This window comes from Eubacteriales bacterium mix99, from assembly GCA_038396605.1.
Classification (GTDB): Bacteria; Bacillota; Clostridia; order Caldicoprobacterales; family DTU083; genus UBA4874.
On record CP121690.1, the window covers coordinates 1,791,150 to 1,814,108 of the forward strand.

Below are 22,959 nucleotides of genomic sequence, written 5' to 3' on the forward strand. Positions count from 1 at the left end.
GCATTATGACCTGGTTCCCTTTTCGGAGAGATCAATATAGGCAGAAATGAGACCATCCAACTCGTTGCTCATTCTGAGGATTTCGTCGGAACTCAGGTCTTCCATATGGAGCGAAATCAGCTGATTCAGTTCCTGACGTTTTTGCTGGATCCGGGTCTCCAGTTCCTTCAATTCCAATCTATCTCCTCCTTTCTGCCTATAGTCTGACATATTTTCATATCGATGTGTCGTTTTCCGCAAAACTAGTGAGAACCTGACAAAAGAACAGCAGAATCGACAGGATATGTCAATGCTGCAATGGCATATCCCATAGAAATGTTTGGGAAAGTGCAGATGGGGTAAAAATAAAATGACGGAAGAATGCCGGCTTTCTCCTGTGAAACAGGAATTTTTCCGTTGACGTCGAATAGATACCTACAATGGATGAAAGGAGCTGACCAGCATGAAGATCATTATAAGTGGGAAAAATCTTGAGATCACGGACGCACTGAGGAATCAGATCAACAAAAAGGTCAGGAAACTGGAACGCTATTTTGAACCGGAAACGGAAGTGCAGGTCACTTTGTCGGTTGAAAAAAGCCGGCATATTGTTGAGGTTACCATTCCGTACAAGGGAATGCTGTTCCGTGCAGAGGAATCCACTGATGATATGTACGCATCCATCGATAAGGTTCTGGACAAACTGGAACATCAGATTCACCGTTACCGGACGAAATTGGAGCGGAGTTTCCGCAAGGGGGCTTTTAAGGACCAAAAGCCACTGTTCAGTGATGAACCCCTGTTTGAAGATGGCGCCAGGGAGCTCAGGGTTGTCCGCACCAAGCGTTTTGCCGTCAAGCCCATGTCGGTTGAGGAAGCCCTCATGCAGATGGACTTGCTGGGACATAGCTTTTTTGTGTTTACCAATGCGGAAAGCGGAGAAACCAATGTGGTATACAAAAGGCGGGACGGCAGATACGGGCTGATTGAACCGGAATTTGACTGACTGCAGCGGTTTCTTTGCCTCTTTGGCTTTCAGGATTTTTGAACTTTTTTGCGAATCCTTGTATCCTTCCCGTTTCCATGTTAAAATAAAAAGAATGAGAGCGGAAGCAGAGGTGGAGAAACAGTGGCGAATCTGTTCAAAAGACTGCTGGGAAACAGCAATGACCGTGAAATAAAGCGATTGATGAAGATCGTTGATAAAATAGAATCTCTTGAGCCTTCCATGAAGGCACTGAGCGATCAGCAGCTGCAGGGCAAGACAATGGAGTTCAAAAATCGATATGGCGCCGGGGAATCCCTGGACGGCCTGCTTCCCGAAGCTTATGCCGTGGTGAGGGAGGCTGCTGTCCGGGTCATCAGCCAGCGCCATTTCAATGTACAGATGCTCGGTGGGATTGTCCTGCATCAGGGGCGTATTGCCGAGATGAAGACCGGGGAAGGGAAGACCCTGGCTTCAACCCTGCCTGCTTATCTGAACGCCCTGACCGGCAAAGGGGTCCATATTGTTACGGTCAACGATTATCTGGCGCGCAGGGATAGTGAATGGATGGGCAAGATCCATCGGTTCCTCGGCCTTTCCGTTGGGCTGATAGTTCACGATATGGAGCCGGCGGAGCGGCGGCGGAGCTATGGGGCAGATATTACCTATGGTACCAACAATGAGTTCGGATTTGATTATCTGAGAGACAATATGGTCATTTACAGGGAGGATATGGTTCAGAGGGAACTGAATTTCGCCATTGTGGACGAAGTGGATTCCATTTTGATTGATGAGGCACGTACTCCATTGATTATTTCCGGGGCCGGCGACAAATCCACGGATATGTATTTCCGCGTGGACCGCTTTATTGTACACCTGAAACCGGATCAGGACTATGAGAAGGATGAAAAGGACAATACCGTCAATCTGACCGACGGAGGTTTGAAGAAGGCGGAGCAATATTTTTCCGTGGAGAACCTGGCGGATCCGGAGAATATCGAATTGTCCCACCATATCAATCAGGCACTGCGGGCTCATGTCCTGATGAAGCGGGACCGGGATTATGTGGTGAAAGATGACCAGATCATCATTGTGGATGAATTTACCGGCCGTCTCATGATGGGGAGACGTTACAGTGACGGTCTGCATCAGGCCATTGAGGCAAAGGAAAACGTAAGGGTTCAGCGGGAAAGCAAAACGCTCGCCACCATTACGTTCCAGAATTATTTTCGGATGTATCATAAATTGTCCGGTATGACCGGTACGGCAAAGACGGAGGAGAATGAGTTTCAATCCATTTATGGGCTGGATGTTGTTGTCATTCCCACCAACATGCCCATGATCCGTAAGGATTTAAACGATGTGGTATATCTTACGGAAAAAGGGAAGTTCAATGCGGTGGTGGAGGAGATCGCCCGGCGGCATGCAACCGGACAACCTCTGCTGGTGGGGACCATTTCCATTGAGACCTCTGAAATGCTGAGCGATATGCTGAAACGCCGGGAGATTCCCCATCAGGTATTGAATGCGAAGTTCCATGAAAAGGAAGCCGAGATCATTGCCCAGGCCGGAAAGTATAATGCCGTTACCATCGCCACCAATATGGCAGGACGCGGCACTGATATTATTCTGGGAGGCAATCCTGAGCTGCTGGCCAGGAGGGAAATGCGGCAGCAGGGCTATTCCGATGAAATGCTCAACGAGGTGACCGGTTTCAATGAGACAACCGACGAAGAACTGCTGGAGGCGCGAAAGGTTTACGCCGACCTCTATCAGAAATATGACAGACAGGCAAGGCAGGAACGGGAACAGGTCGTAAAGCTGGGCGGTCTGCATATTATTGGTACGGAGCGGCATGAAAGCCGGCGCATCGACAATCAGCTCCGGGGCCGTTCCGGCCGTCAGGGAGACCCGGGATCCTCCCGTTTTTACATTTCGCTGGAGGATGACCTGATGCGGCTGTTTGGATCGGATCGGATCAAGGGCATTGTTTCTTCCCTGGGAATGGAGGAGGATCAGCCCATTGAGCACAAGCTGCTTTCCGGACAGATCGAGCAGGCGCAGAAACGGGTGGAAGGCAATAACTTTGATATCCGCAGAAATGTACTCCAGTATGACGATGTCATGAACACACAGCGTGAAATTATTTATAAACAGCGGCGCAGTGTGCTGGAAGGGGAGAATCTGCGGGACAGCATTATGGATATGGTATCGACCCTGATTGATTCCGCCGTTGAGACCTATGCCGGGGATGCGAGCCATCCGGGGGATTGGAACTGGAAGGGCCTGCTGACCTATCTCGGAAAGATCTGCATTCCGCCAGGCACCTTCAATACGGATGACGAACAGATCTATGATCTGACCCGTCCGACTGCGAAGGAAGAGCTGATGAAAATCGCAGAAAAGGTCTACCGCAGGCAGGAAGAAGTCAACGGGAACGAGCGGATGCGGGAAGTGGAAAGGGTGATTACCCTCAGGGTGGTGGATCAGAAGTGGATGGACCACATTGATGCCATGGACCAGCTGCGGCAGGGGATTGGGCTGCGGGCATACGGACAGCGGGATCCTGTGCAGGAGTATAAATTAGAGGGCTATGAGATGTTTGAGGAAATGGTCAAAAACATCCAGGAAGAAGTCGTAACCCTTTTGTTTCATGTCCGGGTGCAAAGCAATGTTCCAAAACGGGAAAAGGTGGCCGAGCCCATTTCCGCCACTCACGGCGAGGACGGGCCGAAAAAGCCGGCAGTCAACCGGAACAGGAAGATCGGGCGTAATGATCCCTGTCCCTGTGGAAGCGGGAAGAAATATAAGAATTGCTGCGGTGCCAATCTGTAGCAAACAAGGATTGCGTTTTAAGGATTGGCCGGATTGGGAAATCCCGGCCGTATGAAAATTTGGAAAGGTGTGAAGATATGATAGAGCTGGAGGAAGCAAAGCAAAATCTGCAGTCTGTCCGGAAGACTCTTTTAAAGGTAGGTGATTCACTTTGACATCCCTGGATGTCAGCAGAGAATAGAGGAATTGGAAGAACAGATGAACGTTCCGGATTTCTGGAATGATCTGGGACGCTCGCAGAAGGTGAATCAGGAAACCAGGTCCCTGAAAAGGAAACTGGAGTCCTATAACCGGACCAAAAGCAGGCTTGAAGATACGGAAGTCCTGATTGACCTGGGGCAGGAGATGGAGGATTCCTCTGTTGTAGAGGAAGTACAGGGCAATGTGGAGCAATTGGAGAAGGACGTGGAAAAGATGCGTTTAAACGCCCTGCTCAAAGGACCTTATGATGCCAGCAATGCCATCGTATCCCTCCATGCCGGTGCCGGCGGAACGGAAGCCATGGACTGGACATCCATGCTTCTCCGAATGTACACCCGATGGTGCGAGAGCAAAGAATATGAGGTCAAAACCCTGGATTTTCTGCCCGGGGAGGAAGCAGGTGTCAAAAGTGTGACCCTTCACGTGATCGGAGAAAATGCCTATGGCTATCTGAAAGCGGAAAAAGGGGTCCATCGGCTGGTCCGGATCTCTCCATTTGATTCCTCCGGCCGGCGGCACACCTCCTTTGCGTCGTTGGACGTCATGCCGGAGCTGGAGGATGACAATACGATCGAGATCCGACCGGAAGATCTGAGAGTGGATACCTACCGTTCCAGCGGCGCCGGCGGGCAGCACGTCAACAAAACCTCCTCCGCCATCCGGATTACCCATTTGCCTACCGGCATTGTGGTAACCTGTCAGAATGAGCGGTCCCAGATTCAGAACAGGGAAACCGCCATGAAAATGCTGCGGGGCAAATTGCTGACGCTGAAGGAGCAGGAAAACCAGGAGAAGAAGGATGAAATAGAAGGGGAACTGAAGAAAATAGAGTGGGGAAGCCAGATTCGTTCCTATGTTTTTCATCCGTACAATATGGTCAAGGATCATCGGACGAACGTGGAGACCGGTAATATCCAGGCAGTGATGGACGGGGATCTGGATATGTTCATCAACGCTTATCTGCAGATGTCGCAGTAAGAAGCAGACAGCATGTTATTTTTTTCACAGTTTTGTCGGACAGACTTGTCAACCGGGGAAAAGTGTTATAGAATAAGAACTGAAAACGTAATAAAACGATAGGAGGTTATTATATGAAAGTAAAAGTTGGTATTAATGGATTTGGTCGGATTGGACGCCTGGTTTTCCGTGCCTCTCTGGGCAACCCTGATGTTGAAGTAGTCGGCATTAATGATCCTTTCATTGATTTGGACTATATGGCGTACATGCTCCGCTATGATACCGTACATGGCCAGTTCAAGGGAGACATTAAAACAGAAAATGGTAAATTGGTTGTGGACGGACAGGAAGTCAGCGTATATGCATGCATGAAGCCTGAGGAGATCCCCTGGAGCAAATGCGGTGCGGAGTATATTGTGGAGTCCACCGGTGTATTCAAGACCATCGAGCAGGCTTCCGCCCACTTCAAGGGGGGTGCCAAAAAGGTTGTTGTTTCCGCTCCTTCCAAGGATGCGCCCATGTTTGTCATGGGGGTCAACCAGGACAAATATACCAGTGATATGAAGGTCGTTTCCAACGCTTCCTGCACCACAAACTGCCTGGCGCCTCTGGCGAAGGTTCTGCAGGACAATTTCGGCATTGCCGAAGGGCTGATGACCACCGTACATTCCACCACAGCGACCCAGAAGACTGTGGATGGTCCGTCCAAAAAAGACTGGAGAGGTGGACGTGCCGCTTCTGCCAATATCATTCCATCTTCCACTGGTGCCGCGAAGGCAGTCGGCAAGGTTATTCCCGAGCTGAACGGCAAGCTGACTGGTATGTCCTTCCGCGTTCCGACCGTCGATGTATCCGTTGTGGATCTGACCTGCCGGTTGGAAAAGGCTGCTACATATGATGAAATCAAAGCTGCCATGAAGCATGCTTCGGAAAATGAAATGAAGGGGATTCTGGGTTACACGGAGGATCAGGTGGTTTCTTCCGATTTCCTGACGGATCCCAGGACCTCCATCTTTGATGCGGAGGCCGGTATTGCATTGAATTCCAACTTTGTCAAACTGATTGCATGGTATGACAATGAGTGGGGCTATTCCAACAAGGTCGTGGACCTGATCGTTCATATGGCCAAAGTGGATGCTGAATAAGTTCACCAAAGGCCGGGAGGAAACTTCCGGCCTTTTAAATGTTGATGTCCGGGCAGCCGGCGGTGCCTGTCAGGATGAGAAGGATAATTTTGGGGTAGACTTTTGAGATTTTCTGCGGTATAATATGAAAGTCACAAAGATTGTTACGGGCCTGTAGCTCAGTTGGCAGAGCGTTCGGTTCGCATCCGAGAGGTCGAGGATTGTTCGTAAAACCACATCGGGCTCAGCGCCATCAAAACAGCAACCTGTCTTATTATTAAAATTTCATACGGGCTTGTAGCTCAGCTGGGAGAGCGCCGCGTTCGCAACGCGGAGGTCGACGGTTCGATCCCGTTCAGGTCCACCACAAAAATCCTGCCTCGTAATGAGACAGGATTTTTCTATACCATTTCGATTAACACGTGACCCAACAAAACGCATGACTCTTGAAACGCAGAGTATGTGCGGTAGTCAGAGCACTTTTTGTTATGACAAAAGCATTTAGAAAAGATGAAATATTTTCCACAGAGGCTTGCTTCTGTTCAGATAAAAGAATATACTGTAATATATAAAATTATAGTTCTTGAGGTGTTGAATATGGATTTTTTGACGACGAAGCAAGCTGCAAAATTGTGGGGGATCTCTCCCCGGCGTGTAGCATTGCTTTGCTCACAGGGACGTATTACCGGTGTCATGAAGGCCGGTAAGACTTGGCTACTGCCCCCTGATGCTCAGAAGCCTGCCGACCCGCGCTTTGAAAGTAGAGAAGATAAATAGGAAAAAACGAGCACTCAGAAATAATAACACAGAACAACGAGGAATCTATATGCCTTTGAATAACATACAGTCAAATTACAATTTCATTGATCTTTTCGCAGGCGCAGGAGGTCTGTCTGAAGGCTTTTTGCAGGCAGGGTTTAACCCTGTTGCCCATGTTGAAATGAATGAGTTTGCCGCAAAGACGCTCGAAACAAGAAGCGCTTACTACTATTTAAAAAGCACTAATAACCTTGGTTTATATAAGAAATACTTAAGCGGCAAAATCACACGCGATGAATTTGTGAAGCAGATTCCTGCTTCTATCACAAAGACCGTAATCAATGAAACCATGTCCGATGATACTTTACCCGCTGTCTTCAAAACCATTGACGGAATAATGAAGATCAGGGGCATTTCAAAGGTTGATGTCATCGTTGGTGGTCCTCCATGCCAGGCATACTCTCTTGTTGGCAGAGCACAGAGCAGCCACATGGAAGTTCCTATGGCTGAGGATCCGCGCAATTATCTGTACAAACTTTATGCAAGATTCCTGAAGCGCTATCAGCCACGCATGTTTGTGTTTGAAAATGTCATCGGTATTGAATCGGCAAACGGCGGTACTACATGGAAGAACATCCAGAAGTATCTGAAGCGCGTCGGATACGAAATAGAATGCCATGAGCAAAATGCGCAGACCTTCGGTGTCCTTCAGAACAGACGCCGCATAATTATCGTCGGATGGCTGAAAAAAAGCGGATTGAAATATCCGGATTTCCTGAAAATCAAATCTGATGCCGTTGTCAATGACCTTTTCACCGATTTGCCAAAGCTGCATCCGGGCGAGAGTTCTGACAAATATGCCCGGACAAAGACAAGCCGTTATGTCCTCGAGTCAGGCATCAGAACTGCAGATGATATTCTGACGCTCCACATCTGCCGCCCCAACAAGGAGCGCGATATAGAAATTTATCGGAGAGCCGTTGAATTATGGAATGACGGTCACAAACGTCTGAATTACAATGATCTTCCGGAAGAACTGAAGACTCATAAGAACAGGCATTCCTTCACAGACAGGTTCAAAGTGGTTGAAGGTGATGAGAAGTGCTGCCATACGATACTTGCACACTTGTCAAAGGATGGGCATTACTTTATTCATCCGGATATTGAACAACACCGCTCCATCACGGTGAGAGAAGCCGCAAGAATACAGTCTTTCCCCGACAGTTACTTTTTTGAGGGGCCCAGAACATCGCAGTTTATTCAGATTGGCAACGCTGTCCCTCCGCTGATGGCGAAGGGAATCGCCATGGGCATTTTTGAGCAGTTGCACAAAGGTGATTGCAATGGAAGGTAACCTGCTCCTCGAGCAATTCAGCAGATATAAAAAAATAGAGCTTGAGGACTCACCGTTTCATTTCCTGCTTGATGCCAACATAGAACGGAACCCTCATCAGGTCAATGCTTTCTGTGCAGCTATCCAAGCTCTGAAAACTGGAGGAATTGTCCTTGCGGACGAAGTAGGACTTGGCAAAACAATCGAAGCCGGTCTTGTGCTGAAATATGTGCTTGATTCAGGAGCAAAACGTGTTTTGATCGCTCTTCCCGCTTCCCTCCGGAAACAGTGGGAACTTGAGCTTGAAGAGAAATTCGGACTGGAATCAACGATTCTCGACAGAATCATCGTCGAAAAGGATTTCTCCGGCTGGCGCGACAGATTCAATGACAGGGAAAAGGCGCGGATCATTCTGACATCGTATGACTATGCTTCCAAGCTGATGAAGAGATTTCCGGATGTGAAGTGGGACTTCATAATCATTGATGAGGCTCACAATCTCAGGAATGTATTTCACGGGACAAAGCGGACAAAGAACCTGTACGACCTTTCCAAGGGTATTCCAAAGATTCTGCTGACTGCAACGCCTTTGCAGAATTCGCTGACAGATCTTCACGGACTGATTTCTTTTATAGACCCCAGAATTTTCGGCAGTGAAAAGCTGTTTAACAAGCGCTATGTCGAAGGACAGAATTACGCGGATTTAAAGCGGGAATTATCCCCGGTGCTTTATCGCACACTTCGCAAAGATGTGGCGAAGTACATGAATTTCAAGAAAAGGACCTGTAAAACAGTTGATTTTACGCTTTCCCAAGATGAAATGGAGTTGTATCAGAGAGTCAATGACTTTTTGAAACGGGATATCCTGTATTCCATTCCCACATCAAACCGGGGGCTTATCATTCTTGTTATCCGCAAACTCCTCGCCTCCTCCAGTTTCGCTCTGATAGAGACATTTGAAGTTTTGAAGAAGAGGCTTCAGAAGCTCTGTGAGGGAAGCAAGTCAGCAAACGCCCAGGAAGGCTTTGATTTGTTCTGGAGCTTTGTTGAGGATGAAATTGACGAGTCAGGTTTTGAAGAAACCGAGGATGAAGATACGGTTGTTCAGAAGCAGCTGATACAGGCGGAACTCAATGAAGTGAACCTGATCATCGGTGTTGCAAAGCGCATTAAGACGAATGCCAAGATCGAGGCACTGAAAACTGCAATACATATAGCCTTCGATCACCAGCAGGAACAGGGTATTCCGCAAAAGGTTGTTATTTTCACCGAATCCAAGCGTACCCAGAAATACATTGCCGCAGAGCTTCGGAAAACAGGATATGAAGATGAGGACGTTCTTCTCTTCAACGGGGATTTTGACGATACCATGACAAAGGAAATATACAGGACATGGCAGGTCAAGAACTTCGGAAAGACCAATTACGGCCGGAGTGTTGAGTACAAACACGCAATCGTGGATTACTTCCAGTACAACGCCAAGATTCTGATATGCACTGACGCAGGTTCCGAAGGCCTGAACCTGCAGTTCTGCAACACGGTGATAAACTACGACCTGCCGTGGAACCCGCAGAAAATCGAGCAGAGAATCGGCCGCTGCCACCGTTACGGACAGCAACATGATGTAGTGGCCATAAACCTGCTGAATACGCAGAATGCCGCTGACCAGCGGGTTTACGACATACTGTCAAAGAAGTTTGAACTGTTCGAGGGCGTGTTCGGAGCCTCGGACATAGCTCTCGGAGTTTTGGAATCAGGGACAAACTTCGAAAAAATGGTGCTGCAGATTTACCAGACCTGCGATACCACTGCGGAATTCAAGAAAGCATTTGACAAACTGGACCGGAAGCTCGACGCCAGGATGGACAAAAAAGCCAGGGAACTGCGCTCTCTGTTTCTTACCGAGAGCAGCGGAGCCAAGGAACAGGCACTGGATAAAACAAAGGCTGATATAGCCCGGTATCTGCAGGAAGTTGAATTTTGGAACGGCTTTGACGAGCCGGAATTGGACGGGAAGCAATACTACTGGAAAATCGACAACTGGGGCAATGATGTCATGGGTTCGCATGGTGTTTTGTTTATAGGAGCATTCTGCAACGGAGCAAAACTCCTGTTTCCTGTGCTGCTACTCTGCGACGAACATGGGGACTATGTCGATTTCACTGAGAATGAAATGGTTCAGGCGTTAGGGGGCGCAAATGATTCCGATATCCGTTATTTCACTCCCTCTGATGAGGAAGTTTGCCGATATCAGAAGATATATGACCAGCTTACTGAAGAAATGACCACCCGGTACCGCCGGAGCGTGGAGCCGCAGATGGCCTATAATAAACGCAAGGTGGAAAACTGGGTTGAAATCCAGACGGAACAGCTGAATATCCAGATTGAGGATATGTCGGCTGAAATTGATGAACTGATGACCCGGGCTGCAGAGGCTGCGGATTTCCTTGAAAAAGTGGATATCCGGAAAGAAGCGGATGAAAAGCGGAAACACCTGCAGAAATTCCAGCAGACATTTCACAAGAAGGTCTCTGCCATTCAGGAAGATGGACGGCGGGAAATCGAAACATTTAACAAGCAGTTCGATATTAACCCAATACTGCTGGTTAATATTGTCCTGAAATTTTAGGAGAGACGCAATATGAAGAAAACAGGAAAATTAGAGCTGACCTGGGTTGGCAAGTATGATGAAAAAATAATCGAACCGAGAATTCTGCTGGAGGACAAGAGCAAATCATACGGCGATCCGGCAAGCGAGAACATGCTGATTCACGGGGACAACTTGATTGCCCTGAAAGCTTTGCAGCAGGACTTTGCAGGAAAGGTCAAATGTATATACATAGATCCTCCATATAACACAGGTAGCGCATTTGAATATTATGACGACGATGTAGAACATAGCATTTGGCTATCGTTAATGAAGAGCCGACTTGAACTCTTATGGAATTTACTATCAGACGATGGCTTTTTATGCTGCCAAATTGATGACTCTGAAAGTCATTATTTGAAAGTCGTTCTCGATGAAATATTTGGACGATCAAATTATTTAACTACATTATATATCCGGGTTCGATACCCTGATAAAACATTAAAGTCAGATATGGACTTTCATAAAGAGATTGAACAGATTTTTGTTTATAGGAAAAGACCAGAAGCTGTTCCTAACTTTGATTATGATGAGGTCGGTTTTGAGAAATTTATATACCAAATTCATGAAAGCGGATGTGGTCAAGAAACCACTATTGGAGGAAAGAAAGTTCGGATTTTCACTAAAGACGAGTATACTATCGAGGCCAAGGAAGAAGGAGACGAATACGGGTTAAAAGAAATATGGGCAACAGGAACAATTCTCGATGGCAACTCTTCTGGGCGCTTTTTTAGAGATTATTTATCTGGAAGATATAAAGAAGATGGCTATGGCGTAATGTATAAAGTTTATGGTATTGGAGATGACAGATATGATTATAGATATTTCACTGGTCCCAAACGTCAAGGTGCAACAAAAGGTAAGTATTACCAAGGCGTCCCTGTAGACAAATTGGAATCTGACGCTGTTAAACGTAAGAATCCAATAAATGGGTTTTATGACCTTGCAGGAAATTTCGGGAACTGTAGACAAGAAGGCGGAGTTGAATTTCGAGGAGGCAAGAAACCGGAAGAATTACTTGAAATGATAATTCGTTTCTTTTCCAACAAAGGTGATTGGGTATTGGATTCTTTTCTCGGAAGTGGCTCCACCATAGCTACAGCACACAAAATGCAAAGAAAATGGATAGGGATAGAGTTTGGAGAACACGCTTATACACTTTGCAAAGTGCGTATGGATAATGTCATAAATGGCGATAAGACAGGTATCTCTAAAGACGTCCACTGGCAAGGTGGCGGTGGTTACCATTTCTACGAACTTGCCGATAGCTTGCTCGTGAAAAACGACAAGCTTCCGGTTTACCAGATAAACCCGTCCTACACCTTTGAAATGCTCTGCGAGGCTATCTGCAAGATTGAGGGATTTAAATACAAGCCGGAGGATGTCTTCCACGGACACTCTTCCGAGAAGCGGTTTATCCACATAACCAGGGAATTCGTGAATGCCGGATATGTCAAATCGCTGTCAGCCAGACTTGCCGACGGGCAGTCCCTTCTGATATACGGCACGAAGATTCAGTCGGACATGATTCTGCCCGATAACATTGAGGTAAAGAAAATACCGAAAGACCTTCTGGAAAAGTGCGATTTTGAAAGCGAGGCAGAATAAATGTCAGACATAGTGAAAAAAATCAAGTATGCGATGAGTCTGAGGACTCCACAGGAGGAAGCGCTCTCCTACCTCGACGCCATCAGCTCTCATTGTGATTACAAGAAAGCCAATAAGGAAACCGTTGAGAAAGCCGCAACTGAATACTGTGAAAAACAGCGCAGGATTCAATCGGAATTTAACTTTCCTTCTTTCTGCTATGCAATGGCCACCGGCATAGGGAAAACACGTCTTATGGGAGCGTGCATCTATTACCTGTACAAAACAAAGGGATATAAGCATTTCTTCATCCTCGCCCCCGGCAGTACGATTTATGACAAGTTCCGCAAGGAATCCAATCCGAATCATCCGAAGTATATCTTCAAGGGGCTTGAATCGGAAATGGGAAAGCCGAAAGTTTATGACGGCGAGAATTACGATACATATCCCGTGAAATTTGAGCAGATGACGCTGAGTATAGAAAAGGCCTCCGAGATACAACTCTTCATTTTTAATATCGGAAAGATATTCAACAGTAAGACGGATGTGCAGTTCAATTTCCACAAGTTTAAGGAAACGCTCGGCGCTTCCTTTGCGGATGTGCTGGCGCAGTTTGATGACCTTGTGATATGCATGGACGAGGCTCACCGCTACTATGCTCCCGCTTCCATGAAAGCCATCAATTATCTGAAGCCTGTTCTCGGACTTGAATTCACCGCCACGCCAAAGTCAACATCCAATGTCATATACGCTTATGATCTTGCAAGAGGCGCTGTCGAAGGATACCTCAAGATTCCTGTCGTTATGGGCCGCTCAAACATGGCGGGTTACAGCCAGAATGATATTGAGGAAATGAAGATCCGTGATGGTCTTACCCTTCATGAACACCGCAAGACCGTTTTGAAACAATATTGCAGCGACAACGGACTGGATTATGTGAAACCTATTGTACTGATTGCCTGTAAGGACACCGACCATGCCAAGAAAATCCGTGCCCTCATAGACAGTGACGATTTCCAGAATGGTAAATACAAGGGTAAGGTAATAGAAATTCACTCCAAGCAGACCGGTGAGGAGTCAGATGAAAACATCCGTCTTCTGCTCTCCATAGAAAGCAACGCTAACCCGGTGGAGATTGTTCTGCACGTATATAAGTTGAAGGAAGGCTGGGATGTCAACAATCTGTTCACCATTATCCCGCTGAATGCCGCAAAGAGTGATATTCTGGCTATGCAGACAATAGGCCGCGGTCTGAGACTTCCGTTCGGCGAACAAACAGGCAATGAAGACCTCGACACGCTCGATATTGTGGCGCATGACCACTACAGGGAACTTGTTGATGAAATCAAAAGCAGTGATATCTTCCGTTACCGTGACCTTGATAAGACAGCTGTCGAGCCGATAGAGTCAGTGGATGTTTCCAGTTCCGTTGACGACGGACAGCTTACTCTGTTTGACGTTGCCATGACCGCGTCCGGCGTAAAGACTTTTGCTGAAGTGAGCACTACAAAGACGCAGCTTGAAATCTATCAGGAATACGTCAAAACATTCATGGCTTCCCAGCGCAAAACAAAGCCGGAAAACGATAATCAGATGTCGATATCCGACTTCATTCCCGGCGTGGAACCAGATAATACGCCAACAGAAGATACTGCCCTTTCACAGCCGCAGACTTCCCTGAAATCAGGTAAGCAGCCTTTGAGCAAAGAGGAATTTGTGAAGGCTGTGAAAGAATATTCCGCCAAGGCAATCTCTGTCCCCAAGATTCTCGTGCAAACGACCTCGGAGGTGAAATTCAACCGTTTTGAAGTTAAACGCACAATACCTGATTTTGAAGTGGCAATGGCAAAAATCGAGCGTTTCGACGCCGTCAACCAGCAGCTTCTGACAGCTGTCGACGCCCAGATACTTGAGGTCAACGATTCGCTGAACACGCTCGCCTGTATGCTGCTGGATTTAATCAGCGAACTGTCTTATGACGACGCTGACTTCGTTATTGATGTAGTGGAACAATATCTCAGCCAGATTCCGGGTGACGAGGAGGACAAACGCAGAATCGTCCGCCGCTATGCCACTCTGATTGTCTCTGACATCCGCCAGCAGATTTATGAGCATATGGACAAAACGACGCAGGATATCCACATTATTCAGAAGGATCTGATTCTGTTCCGCAAATTTGTGAAGAATGTCAAAGAGGATGGCAAAGTAAGATTCGACAAGCCGTTCTCCGACAAGAGCAATATCAAACAATATCTGTTTACAGGCTATAAGAAGTCCTATTATCCTTCGAACGCCTTTGACAGTGACACGGAAAGGTTGTTCTCCATCATTCTGGAGGAAGACCCGGATGTCATACGCTGGATAAAACCTCCGCTGAACCAGCTCGGTCTGTTCTGGAAGGCAGGTCAGCAGTATAACCCGGATTTTCTGGTGGAAACTTTCTCCGGTAAATTCATGGTCGAGGTCAAGGCCTTAAACGAGGTGAATTCAGAAGAGGTTATCTCAAAAGCCAGGGAAGGAACCAAATGGTGCCGGTTTGCATCAACAGCCGACCCGGACCATAAAAAATGGGAGTACAAGCTTATATCGGATGATAATATACATCCCGGGAACACCTGCAAGTATACGCTTGGCACCGCCCACGCAGTGAAGGAGGAATCATAATGGCTGACAGATTCAAATATTCAGAAGTCAGACAGAAAATCATAGATGCCATAAGAACCGATCTCATCGGACCCAAGTCTGAAAATGAGGTTCTGGATGAGAACCCAAGGTATGCATATCTTGTCGGCATGCTTGATTCACAGAATAAAGATAATAATTCATCCAGTGCTGGCGAACAGGAAGTCGATACAGATATCGCCTACGAGGATGGTGAGGATTTTACTGCCGGTGAAGACGATGATAATGAACCGGTTTCCACAACTCATTTCCAGCTACCCTCATCAATCGGAATCAGTTTCTATATACAGAGCGATACAAAAAGCATTAATCTGGATATAAACTGGGGAGACTATGCAAAGTCATCCGAAAAGTACACTGGTAAGGACGGGAAAGAACACAGCCGTGCAGTTTACACCCGGCATCCAATGAATGAAACATTGCGAATCAATTTCCGAGAATTTACGCGTACGAAGGATTACCAACTTGTCTGCGATTCGAATGTTCATGTCCATGCTTCCCGCATTTCTCTGAAAGGCGGCTATTCTCTCGTAACGGCTTATGTCATTAACAAGAGAAGCAATCCGGCAAACAGTGCGGAAGCAATCATGTTCCAAGTGGGAATCAAGGCGTATTCGGAAGACGGTTCAGCTGCTTTTATTGCAGAACATATCTGCAGAAAAATACTTGCTGCAGATGAGTTTTATTTCGAACAGCGTCCAATTATGGGATGCGGACGCGGATGTGCGGTGGTATGGGAAGACCCTGTTGACGGTAGAACCACTTATGTGAAATCCGACTTTATACCTGAATACGAATTTCCCGGAGTCAGCGCCGCACTTGATGGTTTTGACAAATTTTACTTTTCCACCTGCCTGATGTCTGTGAAATCAAAAAAGGCCCAAACCATTGGGAAACTCAACACACTCGCAGACTCTTATGAGCACTGGATAAATAAGGAATTAGCCGGGAACGCAAAAATGGATGATACCGGTTTCAGCGATAAAATCGGCAACAAGGTTATATCCAGGTGCAGGGACGCATTGAGGCGAATTCGTGAAGGAATACATATCATTGAATCGGACGATACCTCGTTCGAAGCCTTCTGCTTCATGAACCGTGTTATATTTCTTCAGAACAGCATCAAGAATTACTCCAAGAAGCACGGTGCAGGTATTGAATGCAATTTTCAGGACTTTATCGATCCAAGGAAACCTGAGAACAATTTCGGATGGCGTCCGTTCCAGATTGCTTTTATTCTTATGAACCTTGCAGGCATCGTTGATCCCAGACACCACGACCGTGAAGTTGTGGATCTCCTCTATTTTCCAACAGGCGGCGGCAAAACGGAAGCCTATCTCGGTCTCATGGCGTTTGTCATCGCAAACAGACGGCTCCGTGCCGGCGAAGGCGATAAATATAACCTCGACGGAGGCGTGACCATTATTCTGAGGTACACGCTCCGTCTGCTGACCACACAGCAGAGAGATCGTATTACAAAGATGGTGCTTGCCGCAGAAATGATACGCCGCCAGGCATATCCGATGTACGGCAGGGAACCTATCAGTATCGGCTTCTGGGTCGGAGATGGAGTTACTCCGAATAAATTTGATGAATTCAATGAAAAGCCGGATAACCCTTACGCAGCAAGAAGCGCAAGGAATCACGTGTACAAGCAGCTTCTCACCTGCCCGTTCTGCGGAAATCCTCTCAAGGAAGACAACTTTTACATTGATCCGGACAGAAAGTCCATTGATATTTATTGTTCTGACCGGGACTGCAAATTTTACAAGTACAGAAATGACCGGATTCCGATTCCTGTGTATCTGGTGGATGAAGAAATATATTCCAAATGTCCAACCATCATTTTGTCTACTGTGGATAAATTTGCAAGACTGCCATGGGATGTCAGCACAAACGCCCTGTTTGGCCGCATTGACCGCAAATGCAGCCGCGACGGATATGTGGCTTACGGTGCAGCGCACAGTAAGCACAACAGGACGGCATCAACACTGACGAATGTACGGCCGTTCCTTCCGCCGGAACTTATTATTCAGGACGAGCTCCATCTTATCACCGGCCCTCTTGGAACGGTGTACGGTGCATATGAGACCATTATCGAAGATATGTGCACGCATGACGGGATAAAGCCGAAGTACGTGGTTTCGACAGCCACAATTAAAAATGCAGAGGCACAGACAAAGTGTCTTTATGCCAGGAGGAATACCACCCAGTTCCCGCCTAACGGATTTGAGATCGGTGACAGCTTCTTTATTAAGGAGATACCCGTTAAAGATGATCCTTTCAGAAAATATGTGGGTGTCTGCGCTCCCGGTCAGTCAGTGAAAACAGCATTGTTAAGGGTATACGCAATTATCCTTCAGGCAGCATACACGTTCTCCCTGCAGGAAAAATATAAAGATGTGATTGACCCCTATTATTCCCTTGTCGGGTATTTCAACAGTATCCGTGAGCTTGGCGGTGCCGTGAGGCTTCTCCAGGACGATATTCCGAAGAGAATATACAGGATCAAGAACAAATATCATTTGGACAAGCAGCGTTATCTCAACCGCAACGTGGAAATAACATCACGCATGTCATCGTATAAAATCCCGGAGAAGCTCAATCAGCTTGAGACTACATACGAGTCAAGGGATTGTCTTGATACTGCCGTCGCCACAAACATGATTGCTGTCGGTATGGATGTTGATCGTCTGGGACTTATGGTCGTTACCGGTCAGCCTAAGCAGAATTCAGAATACATCCAGGCGACAAGCCGTATCGGTCGTGCTTTTCCCGGATTGGTGGTCACCCTGTACAACGCATACCGGCCGCGTGATTTGTCACATTACGAGAATTTTACAGGTTATCATTCCCAGATTTACAGATTCGTGGAGGGCACAACTGCGACTCCTTTCTCTGCCAGAGCAAGGGATCGTGTCATGCATGCCCTAGTAATCTCTGCAATACGGCTTAGCTATCCTGAAATGGCAGACAATGCTGATGCGGCTGATATTGGATCGTTATCTGATGAACAGCTTGACTCGGTGAAAAAGCTGATCATCGACAGGCTGAATATCATTAAGCCGTCTGCCAAGGCAGATGCCGAAGAGGAAATAGACCGGTTTATCGACTGGTGGAAACTGCAGGCTGCACAGACAAAGCCGCTTCGTTACTATGTCGTGAAGACTGACAGGTACAGCAGGTTGATGAATCCCTATGAACTTCCGAGCAATGATAACGAGAAAGCTACTTTGCGTTCCATGCGTGAAGTTGAGAGTTCTGCAAATATGTTTTATTACACGGAGGAATGAAATGACTGGATTTGATAATAACAAACTCGGCGAATTACGCCCGAATCAGATAATTACCACCTTCGGTCCTGGCTCGGTCGTGGATGCCGTCAAGGACTCGGTAACCATACTGGATATATCCTACTGGAAACAAAAAGGAAAAAAGATTATTGACGGCAGGCTTGCTTCCTACCTTGGGGTAGACTGCTTCTATATGCCACGTACAAGTTTCTCAGGTGATATACCTGTCGTGACATTCCCATACTGGCATGTTTGTTCCAATTTAAGATGCGGCAAACTATTTGACGCAAGAAAAAATTTTGACCTTGACAAGTATTTAAAATACGGTGTCACGTGCCCTGAATGCCACCGCCCCGCATATCCATCCCGTTTCATTATCATATGTGAAAATGGGCACATGTCTGACTTTCCTTGGAAGTGGTGGGTTCACAGAGGCGATACCGACTGCAACGGTACATTAAAGATGTATTCGACAGGAAACACATCCACACTCGCTGATATGTGGGTCGAATGTTCATGCGGTGCAAAGCGAAGCATGAGCGGAGCAACACAGAGAGAGAATTTTGATGGCTTGACATGCCCCGGACATCATCCGTTCAGACCGAATGTGAAGAATCAGAGATGCGACAAGCCGATTATCCCGTCTCAGAGAGGTGCGTCGAATGTTTACTTCGCTGTGAGCAGAAGTGCCATATCGATTCCTCCGTGGATTAATCCGCTTTATAACATGATTGATGAGCATCTAAGGGATATTGAGCTCGCAAAACAACTCATGGGGGACGACGGTGTTACAAAGATATACGAGATGTATTTTGCCGCTTACACACGTGACGAATTCGACGAGGCTCTCGCCCGCCGCTTAAGCAATATAAAGGAGTTCACCGAAATCAAGCAGATGGAATACAACGCCATTACGCATCATAATGATCCGGCATATGAATCGAACAAGAAGCATTTCAAAGCTGAGGAAGACCCTCTGCCCGGATATTTGCAGAAATACTTCAGCAGGATTGTGCGCATCACCCGGCTTCGTGAAGTCAGGGTGCTACTCGGATTTACAAGAGTGGACGCTCCAGATCCAGATGCCGATGAACAGGCAAATATCGTATATCTCAGCAAAGGAAGAACAGAACGCTGGCTTCCAGCTGCCGAAGTCAATGGTGAGGGAATCTTTATAGAGTTTAATAAGGATACCCTTGTCCAGTGGCTGAATTCAGATAAGGTAAAAGCACTCTCTCAGAAATATTCCGATTCATACAAAGAATTCTGCGAATCCAAGGGATGGACGGTTACCGTACTTAGAAATGCAGTGTATGTGCTGATGCATACATTTGCTCACCTTATGATAAAGCAGATGTCCATGTCTTCAGGGTACTCCTCATCGGCGATCAGAGAAAGAATCTATTTCGGAGATAAAATGTCCGGCGTTCTCTTGTATACCGGGAGTTCTGATAAGGAAGGCTCATTAGGCGGTTTGGTTGAACTTGGAAACATCGACCAGATGACCAGCCTGATGAGAGGTGCGTTCCAAGAAGCACTTGTATGCACTAACGACCCGGAGTGTATGAACAATCTTCCTGCAGGAAAAGACTCCAATGGTGCAGCGTGCCATTCCTGTTGCATGATTTCCGAAACTGCCTGTGAGAACGGGAACAGAATGCTTGACCGTGGTTTTGTCGTTCCTATCCCCGGTCGTGAAGAATGCGCATACTTTAAGGAATTGGTGAATGAACTATGTCAAGTGGAAATATAAGCAGGGAAATACTGCTGAACACTATAAAGGGTGATGCCAATAACGGAACTTCAAATTCAATCACACTTTTGAAGAGAAGTTTTCCCGCATTGACAAATGAACAATGCAGTGATATCGCCGGACTCATAGCAAGTGCCATGAATACAAATGATACCGACAAAGTATCGCTTGTGGTTACCGCTCCACCGTCATTTGCAATAAAAGCGAGAACTACTATGAATGTCGTTCAGTCGATGATAAACAGTGCCAACAGGAATATCCTGATTACAGGATATTCCATGTCATCGTACTTTTCCGACATTGTTGATACAATAATTCAGAAAAGCCAAAGCGGTGTTTTTATAAAGTTTTATGTAAACGATATAGAGAACCAGATAGGGTTTGACAAGATATTACGATATAAAGGTCATTTTCTGAAAATATACAACTATCGTCAGTCCGAGGATCCCATGGCTGCCCTTCATGCCAAGGTGATATCCGTGGATCAGGAAAAAGCACTGATCACATCAGCAAATTTATCCTACCACGGTCAACAGGGGAATATAGAACTTGGTACTTTAGTCGAATCGAAAAACATAACGAAACAGATAGATGATGTTTTCACGAAGCTTATTTTTGCGAAAGTGTTTAATGAGGTTTAACTGGTATATGTCAGCGATTCCTGTTTGCAATCGCTGAACAGCCATGCAAAAATTTTGAAGCGGGTGATCATATGCCGGATGTCATGACAAAAAAGCAACGAAGTTATAATATGTCACGTATCAGAGGTAAGAATACCAAGCCGGAGGAACTTATCAGGAAATATCTGTTTGCACAGGGATATAGATATAGAAAAAATGACAAGCGCTATCCCGGCAAGCCGGATATCGTACTGCCGAAATACCATACCATTGTCTTAGTACACGGATGTTTCTGGCATCAGCACCCCGGATGCAAGGCTGCCCGGATTCCCGAAACAAACAGGGGGTTCTGGGCTGATAAGTTTGAAAAAAATGTCAGGCGTGACAAGGCTGAAAAACAGCAGCTTGAAGATATGGGCTGGCACGTAATTGTGGTATGGGAGTGTGAACTTTCAAACAAGGAGAAACGAGAGGAACGGCTTGCTGCTCTTGTGGAAGAAATCGAAGAATGTCACAGATTTTGAATTATCTAAACCCTGCCGTTCTGGCAGAAGACGGACTGGGTTGCCTTTTAACGATTATCCGAAATAGCAACCATTAACGATTACCTCTTACAATCGTTAACAGGCGTTCAACGCCGGCAAAGCAAGCCGGGTTGAGCGCCTGTTCTGTATTGCGGAAGAAAAACGGATTATAAAAAATGCTATGCACAGCCGATTGATGACTCGCGTACAACTTTGGCCGGTATCCTCCTGTTCTCAAATCAATTCGGAATAGCGTCATACGCCTTGCATTTACTTGAACAGAAGTAATTGGCTCGGATCAACATCCAGAGCCTTCGCAATCTTGTAGATAGCAATGATGGACATGCCATAGGAAGATGTACTTTCAATATGACTGATCGTGGTATAGCTTAAATCAGCTTTTTCAGCAAGTTCATTTTGGCTGAGGCCCCGCTGCTTTCTGAAAAATTGAATTTTGAAACCGATATTTTTAAGAAATTGCTTTTCTTCCTCTGTGTATGATTTGCTGTTAATTGGGGGCACAGCAATCCCTCCAATCAGATAAAATCTTCTCTTATATTTTATCCAATAGAGAGTTGCAATCATACGCAGTATAGAGGTATAATATTGTAGTAATACTGCAAGTTACGACAAATAATAATGAAAACAGGAGTACATCATGGCAGATCGTGAAATCCGGACAGAGCAGCAAGTGAAAGACAAGATAAAGGCTTTCAATAAGCAGAGGGCCGGATTGCTCTTTGCTTTTATCATATTTATTGGCATATTGATTTTTTCCCCAGCGGCTGAGGCGGAAGCGCTGCCTGTCTGCCTGACCGTGTTCTGCTCCGCCATTTTTTTACTATGCGGCGCGGCTTTCGTGATCTCATTCCGGGACTTGTTATTATTGCTCATCGTGACAACAGGCATCCCGGCGGTCTTGCTTGGCTTGGGCCAAATACGCTTTGAACTGTTTTTAATTCTTCTGCTGACCAATGTCGGGACAGTTTTCACCGCCAGCATAACCGGTAAGGCCGTCACCCGTTCCTTTACGAACGAAATTGAGGAGATAAACCGTCTGAAAACGGAGGCAACAACGGATGCCTTAACGCACCTGCTAAACCGCAACGGTTTGGAGCAGGCGGCAGGAACCGCCTGGGCTCTTTGCAAGCGGGATAAGAAGAAAGTTGGCGTCATCCTTGCGGATATTGATTATTTCAAAAGCTACAATGACACCTTTGGGCACCCGGAGGGTGACAACATCTTAAGGCAGGTGGCGGACAGCGTAAAAAGCTGCTTCAGGAGGGAAACGGACATTATAAGCAGAATCGGCGGAGATGAGTTCTTAATTTTCCTTTCGGAAGTAAACGATGATCGTATTTTGGAAATGGCACAATCCCTTTCCTCATCCATTATCAATTTGAAAGTCACAACAGCCTCGGAAAACAATCCAGGCGATTTTTTATCTGTCAGCATAGGCGTTGCAACGAATACACCACAACCGGACGATTTGCTGGTCGATCTTTATAAAGCCGTGGATAAAGCGCTGTACCGTGCCAAGAGAGCCGGAAGAAACTGCATTTCTTTTCACGATAAACTGATACAAATCGGGGTGCCTGTGGAGACGTCATTTTCTGTAGGCGTATTATCGGCAAGCACGACCAGCGGGGATGCTGAAAACTGATAGGCTGCCGGAGCCGC

Annotated in this window: 16 protein-coding genes and 2 tRNA genes; 16 read left to right on the plus strand and 2 right to left on the minus strand. The window is 46.5% G+C overall.

From position 1 onward, the window contains the following. Positions 1–3 precede the first annotated feature (3 nt). Complete coding sequence (locus QBE55_07900) at positions 4–177, minus strand: aspartyl-phosphate phosphatase Spo0E family protein (protein ID WZL77499.1); 174 nt, start codon at positions 175–177, stop codon at positions 4–6. Between the two features lie 265 nt (positions 178–442). Here QBE55_07900 and raiA point away from each other — a divergent pair, with 265 nt between their 5' ends. From raiA to vsr, 15 genes are all read left to right on the plus strand, one after another. Next, positions 443–985 (plus strand): ribosome-associated translation inhibitor RaiA, encoded by a 543-nt coding sequence (gene raiA, locus QBE55_07905; protein ID WZL77500.1) that lies wholly within the window; start codon positions 443–445, stop codon positions 983–985. A 123-nt stretch (positions 986–1,108) separates the two neighbouring features. Then, on the plus strand, positions 1,109–3,799 hold the full coding sequence (secA, locus tag QBE55_07910) for a preprotein translocase subunit SecA (GenBank protein WZL77501.1): 2,691 nt from the start codon (positions 1,109–1,111) through the stop codon (positions 3,797–3,799). 77 nt (positions 3,800–3,876) lie between these two features. Continuing rightward, a protein-coding gene (gene prfB / locus QBE55_07915; GenBank protein ID WZL77502.1) for a peptide chain release factor 2 occupies positions 3,877–4,978 on the plus strand; the annotation gives its coding sequence in 2 pieces (ribosomal slippage) (positions 3,877–3,951 and positions 3,953–4,978; 1,101 coding nt in all). A 113-nt stretch (positions 4,979–5,091) separates the two neighbouring features. Continuing rightward, positions 5,092–6,102 (plus strand): type I glyceraldehyde-3-phosphate dehydrogenase, encoded by a 1,011-nt coding sequence (gap, locus tag QBE55_07920; protein WZL77503.1) that lies wholly within the window; start codon positions 5,092–5,094, stop codon positions 6,100–6,102. A gap of 147 nt (positions 6,103–6,249) precedes the next feature. Beyond that, positions 6,250–6,328: transfer RNA gene (locus QBE55_07925), tRNA-Ala, on the plus strand. A gap of 44 nt (positions 6,329–6,372) precedes the next feature. Continuing rightward, positions 6,373–6,448, plus strand: a tRNA-Ala gene (locus QBE55_07930). Between the two features lie 230 nt (positions 6,449–6,678). Then, positions 6,679–6,858 (plus strand): helix-turn-helix domain-containing protein, encoded by a 180-nt coding sequence (locus QBE55_07935; GenBank protein ID WZL79896.1) that lies wholly within the window; start codon positions 6,679–6,681, stop codon positions 6,856–6,858. Positions 6,859–6,907: 49 nt separating this feature from the next. Then, a complete protein-coding gene (locus QBE55_07940; protein ID WZL77504.1) occupies positions 6,908–8,194 on the plus strand; it encodes a DNA cytosine methyltransferase in 1,287 nt (428 codons plus the stop codon). Beyond that, entirely contained in the window at positions 8,184–10,802 is a 2,619-nt protein-coding gene (gene drmD, locus QBE55_07945) for a DISARM system SNF2-like helicase DrmD (GenBank protein WZL77505.1), read from the plus strand. The genes QBE55_07940 and drmD overlap by 11 nt, the downstream gene beginning before the upstream one ends. A gap of 12 nt (positions 10,803–10,814) precedes the next feature. Next, positions 10,815–12,428 carry a site-specific DNA-methyltransferase gene (locus tag QBE55_07950; GenBank protein ID WZL77506.1) on the plus strand — a complete coding sequence of 538 codons (1,614 nt, stop codon included), beginning with the start codon at positions 10,815–10,817 and terminating at the stop codon, positions 12,426–12,428. Then, positions 12,429–15,071 (plus strand): DEAD/DEAH box helicase family protein, encoded by a 2,643-nt coding sequence (locus QBE55_07955; GenBank protein ID WZL77507.1) that lies wholly within the window; start codon positions 12,429–12,431, stop codon positions 15,069–15,071. After that, a complete protein-coding gene (gene drmA, locus QBE55_07960; GenBank protein ID WZL77508.1) occupies positions 15,071–18,382 on the plus strand; it encodes a DISARM system helicase DrmA in 3,312 nt (1,103 codons plus the stop codon). Before QBE55_07955 ends, drmA begins: the two co-directional genes overlap by 1 nt. Position 18,383: 1 nt before the next feature. Then, positions 18,384–20,135 carry a DrmB family protein gene (gene drmB / locus QBE55_07965; protein WZL77509.1) on the plus strand — a complete coding sequence of 584 codons (1,752 nt, stop codon included), beginning with the start codon at positions 18,384–18,386 and terminating at the stop codon, positions 20,133–20,135. After that, entirely contained in the window at positions 20,117–20,776 is a 660-nt protein-coding gene (locus QBE55_07970; protein ID WZL77510.1) for a phospholipase D-like domain-containing protein, read from the plus strand. Before drmB ends, QBE55_07970 begins: the two co-directional genes overlap by 19 nt. 110 nt (positions 20,777–20,886) lie before the next feature. After that, entirely contained in the window at positions 20,887–21,279 is a 393-nt protein-coding gene (vsr, locus tag QBE55_07975) for a DNA mismatch endonuclease Vsr (protein ID WZL77511.1), read from the plus strand. Positions 21,280–21,549: 270 nt separating this feature from the next. Here vsr and QBE55_07980 read toward each other — a convergent pair whose 3' ends face one another. After that, on the minus strand, positions 21,550–21,801 hold the full coding sequence (locus QBE55_07980; GenBank protein WZL77512.1) for a helix-turn-helix transcriptional regulator: 252 nt from the start codon (positions 21,799–21,801) through the stop codon (positions 21,550–21,552). A 136-nt stretch (positions 21,802–21,937) separates the two neighbouring features. Between QBE55_07980 and QBE55_07985 the strand changes: the two genes are divergently transcribed. Then, positions 21,938–22,942 (plus strand): GGDEF domain-containing protein, encoded by a 1,005-nt coding sequence (locus QBE55_07985; protein ID WZL77513.1) that lies wholly within the window; start codon positions 21,938–21,940, stop codon positions 22,940–22,942. Positions 22,943–22,959: the final 17 nt, after the last annotated feature.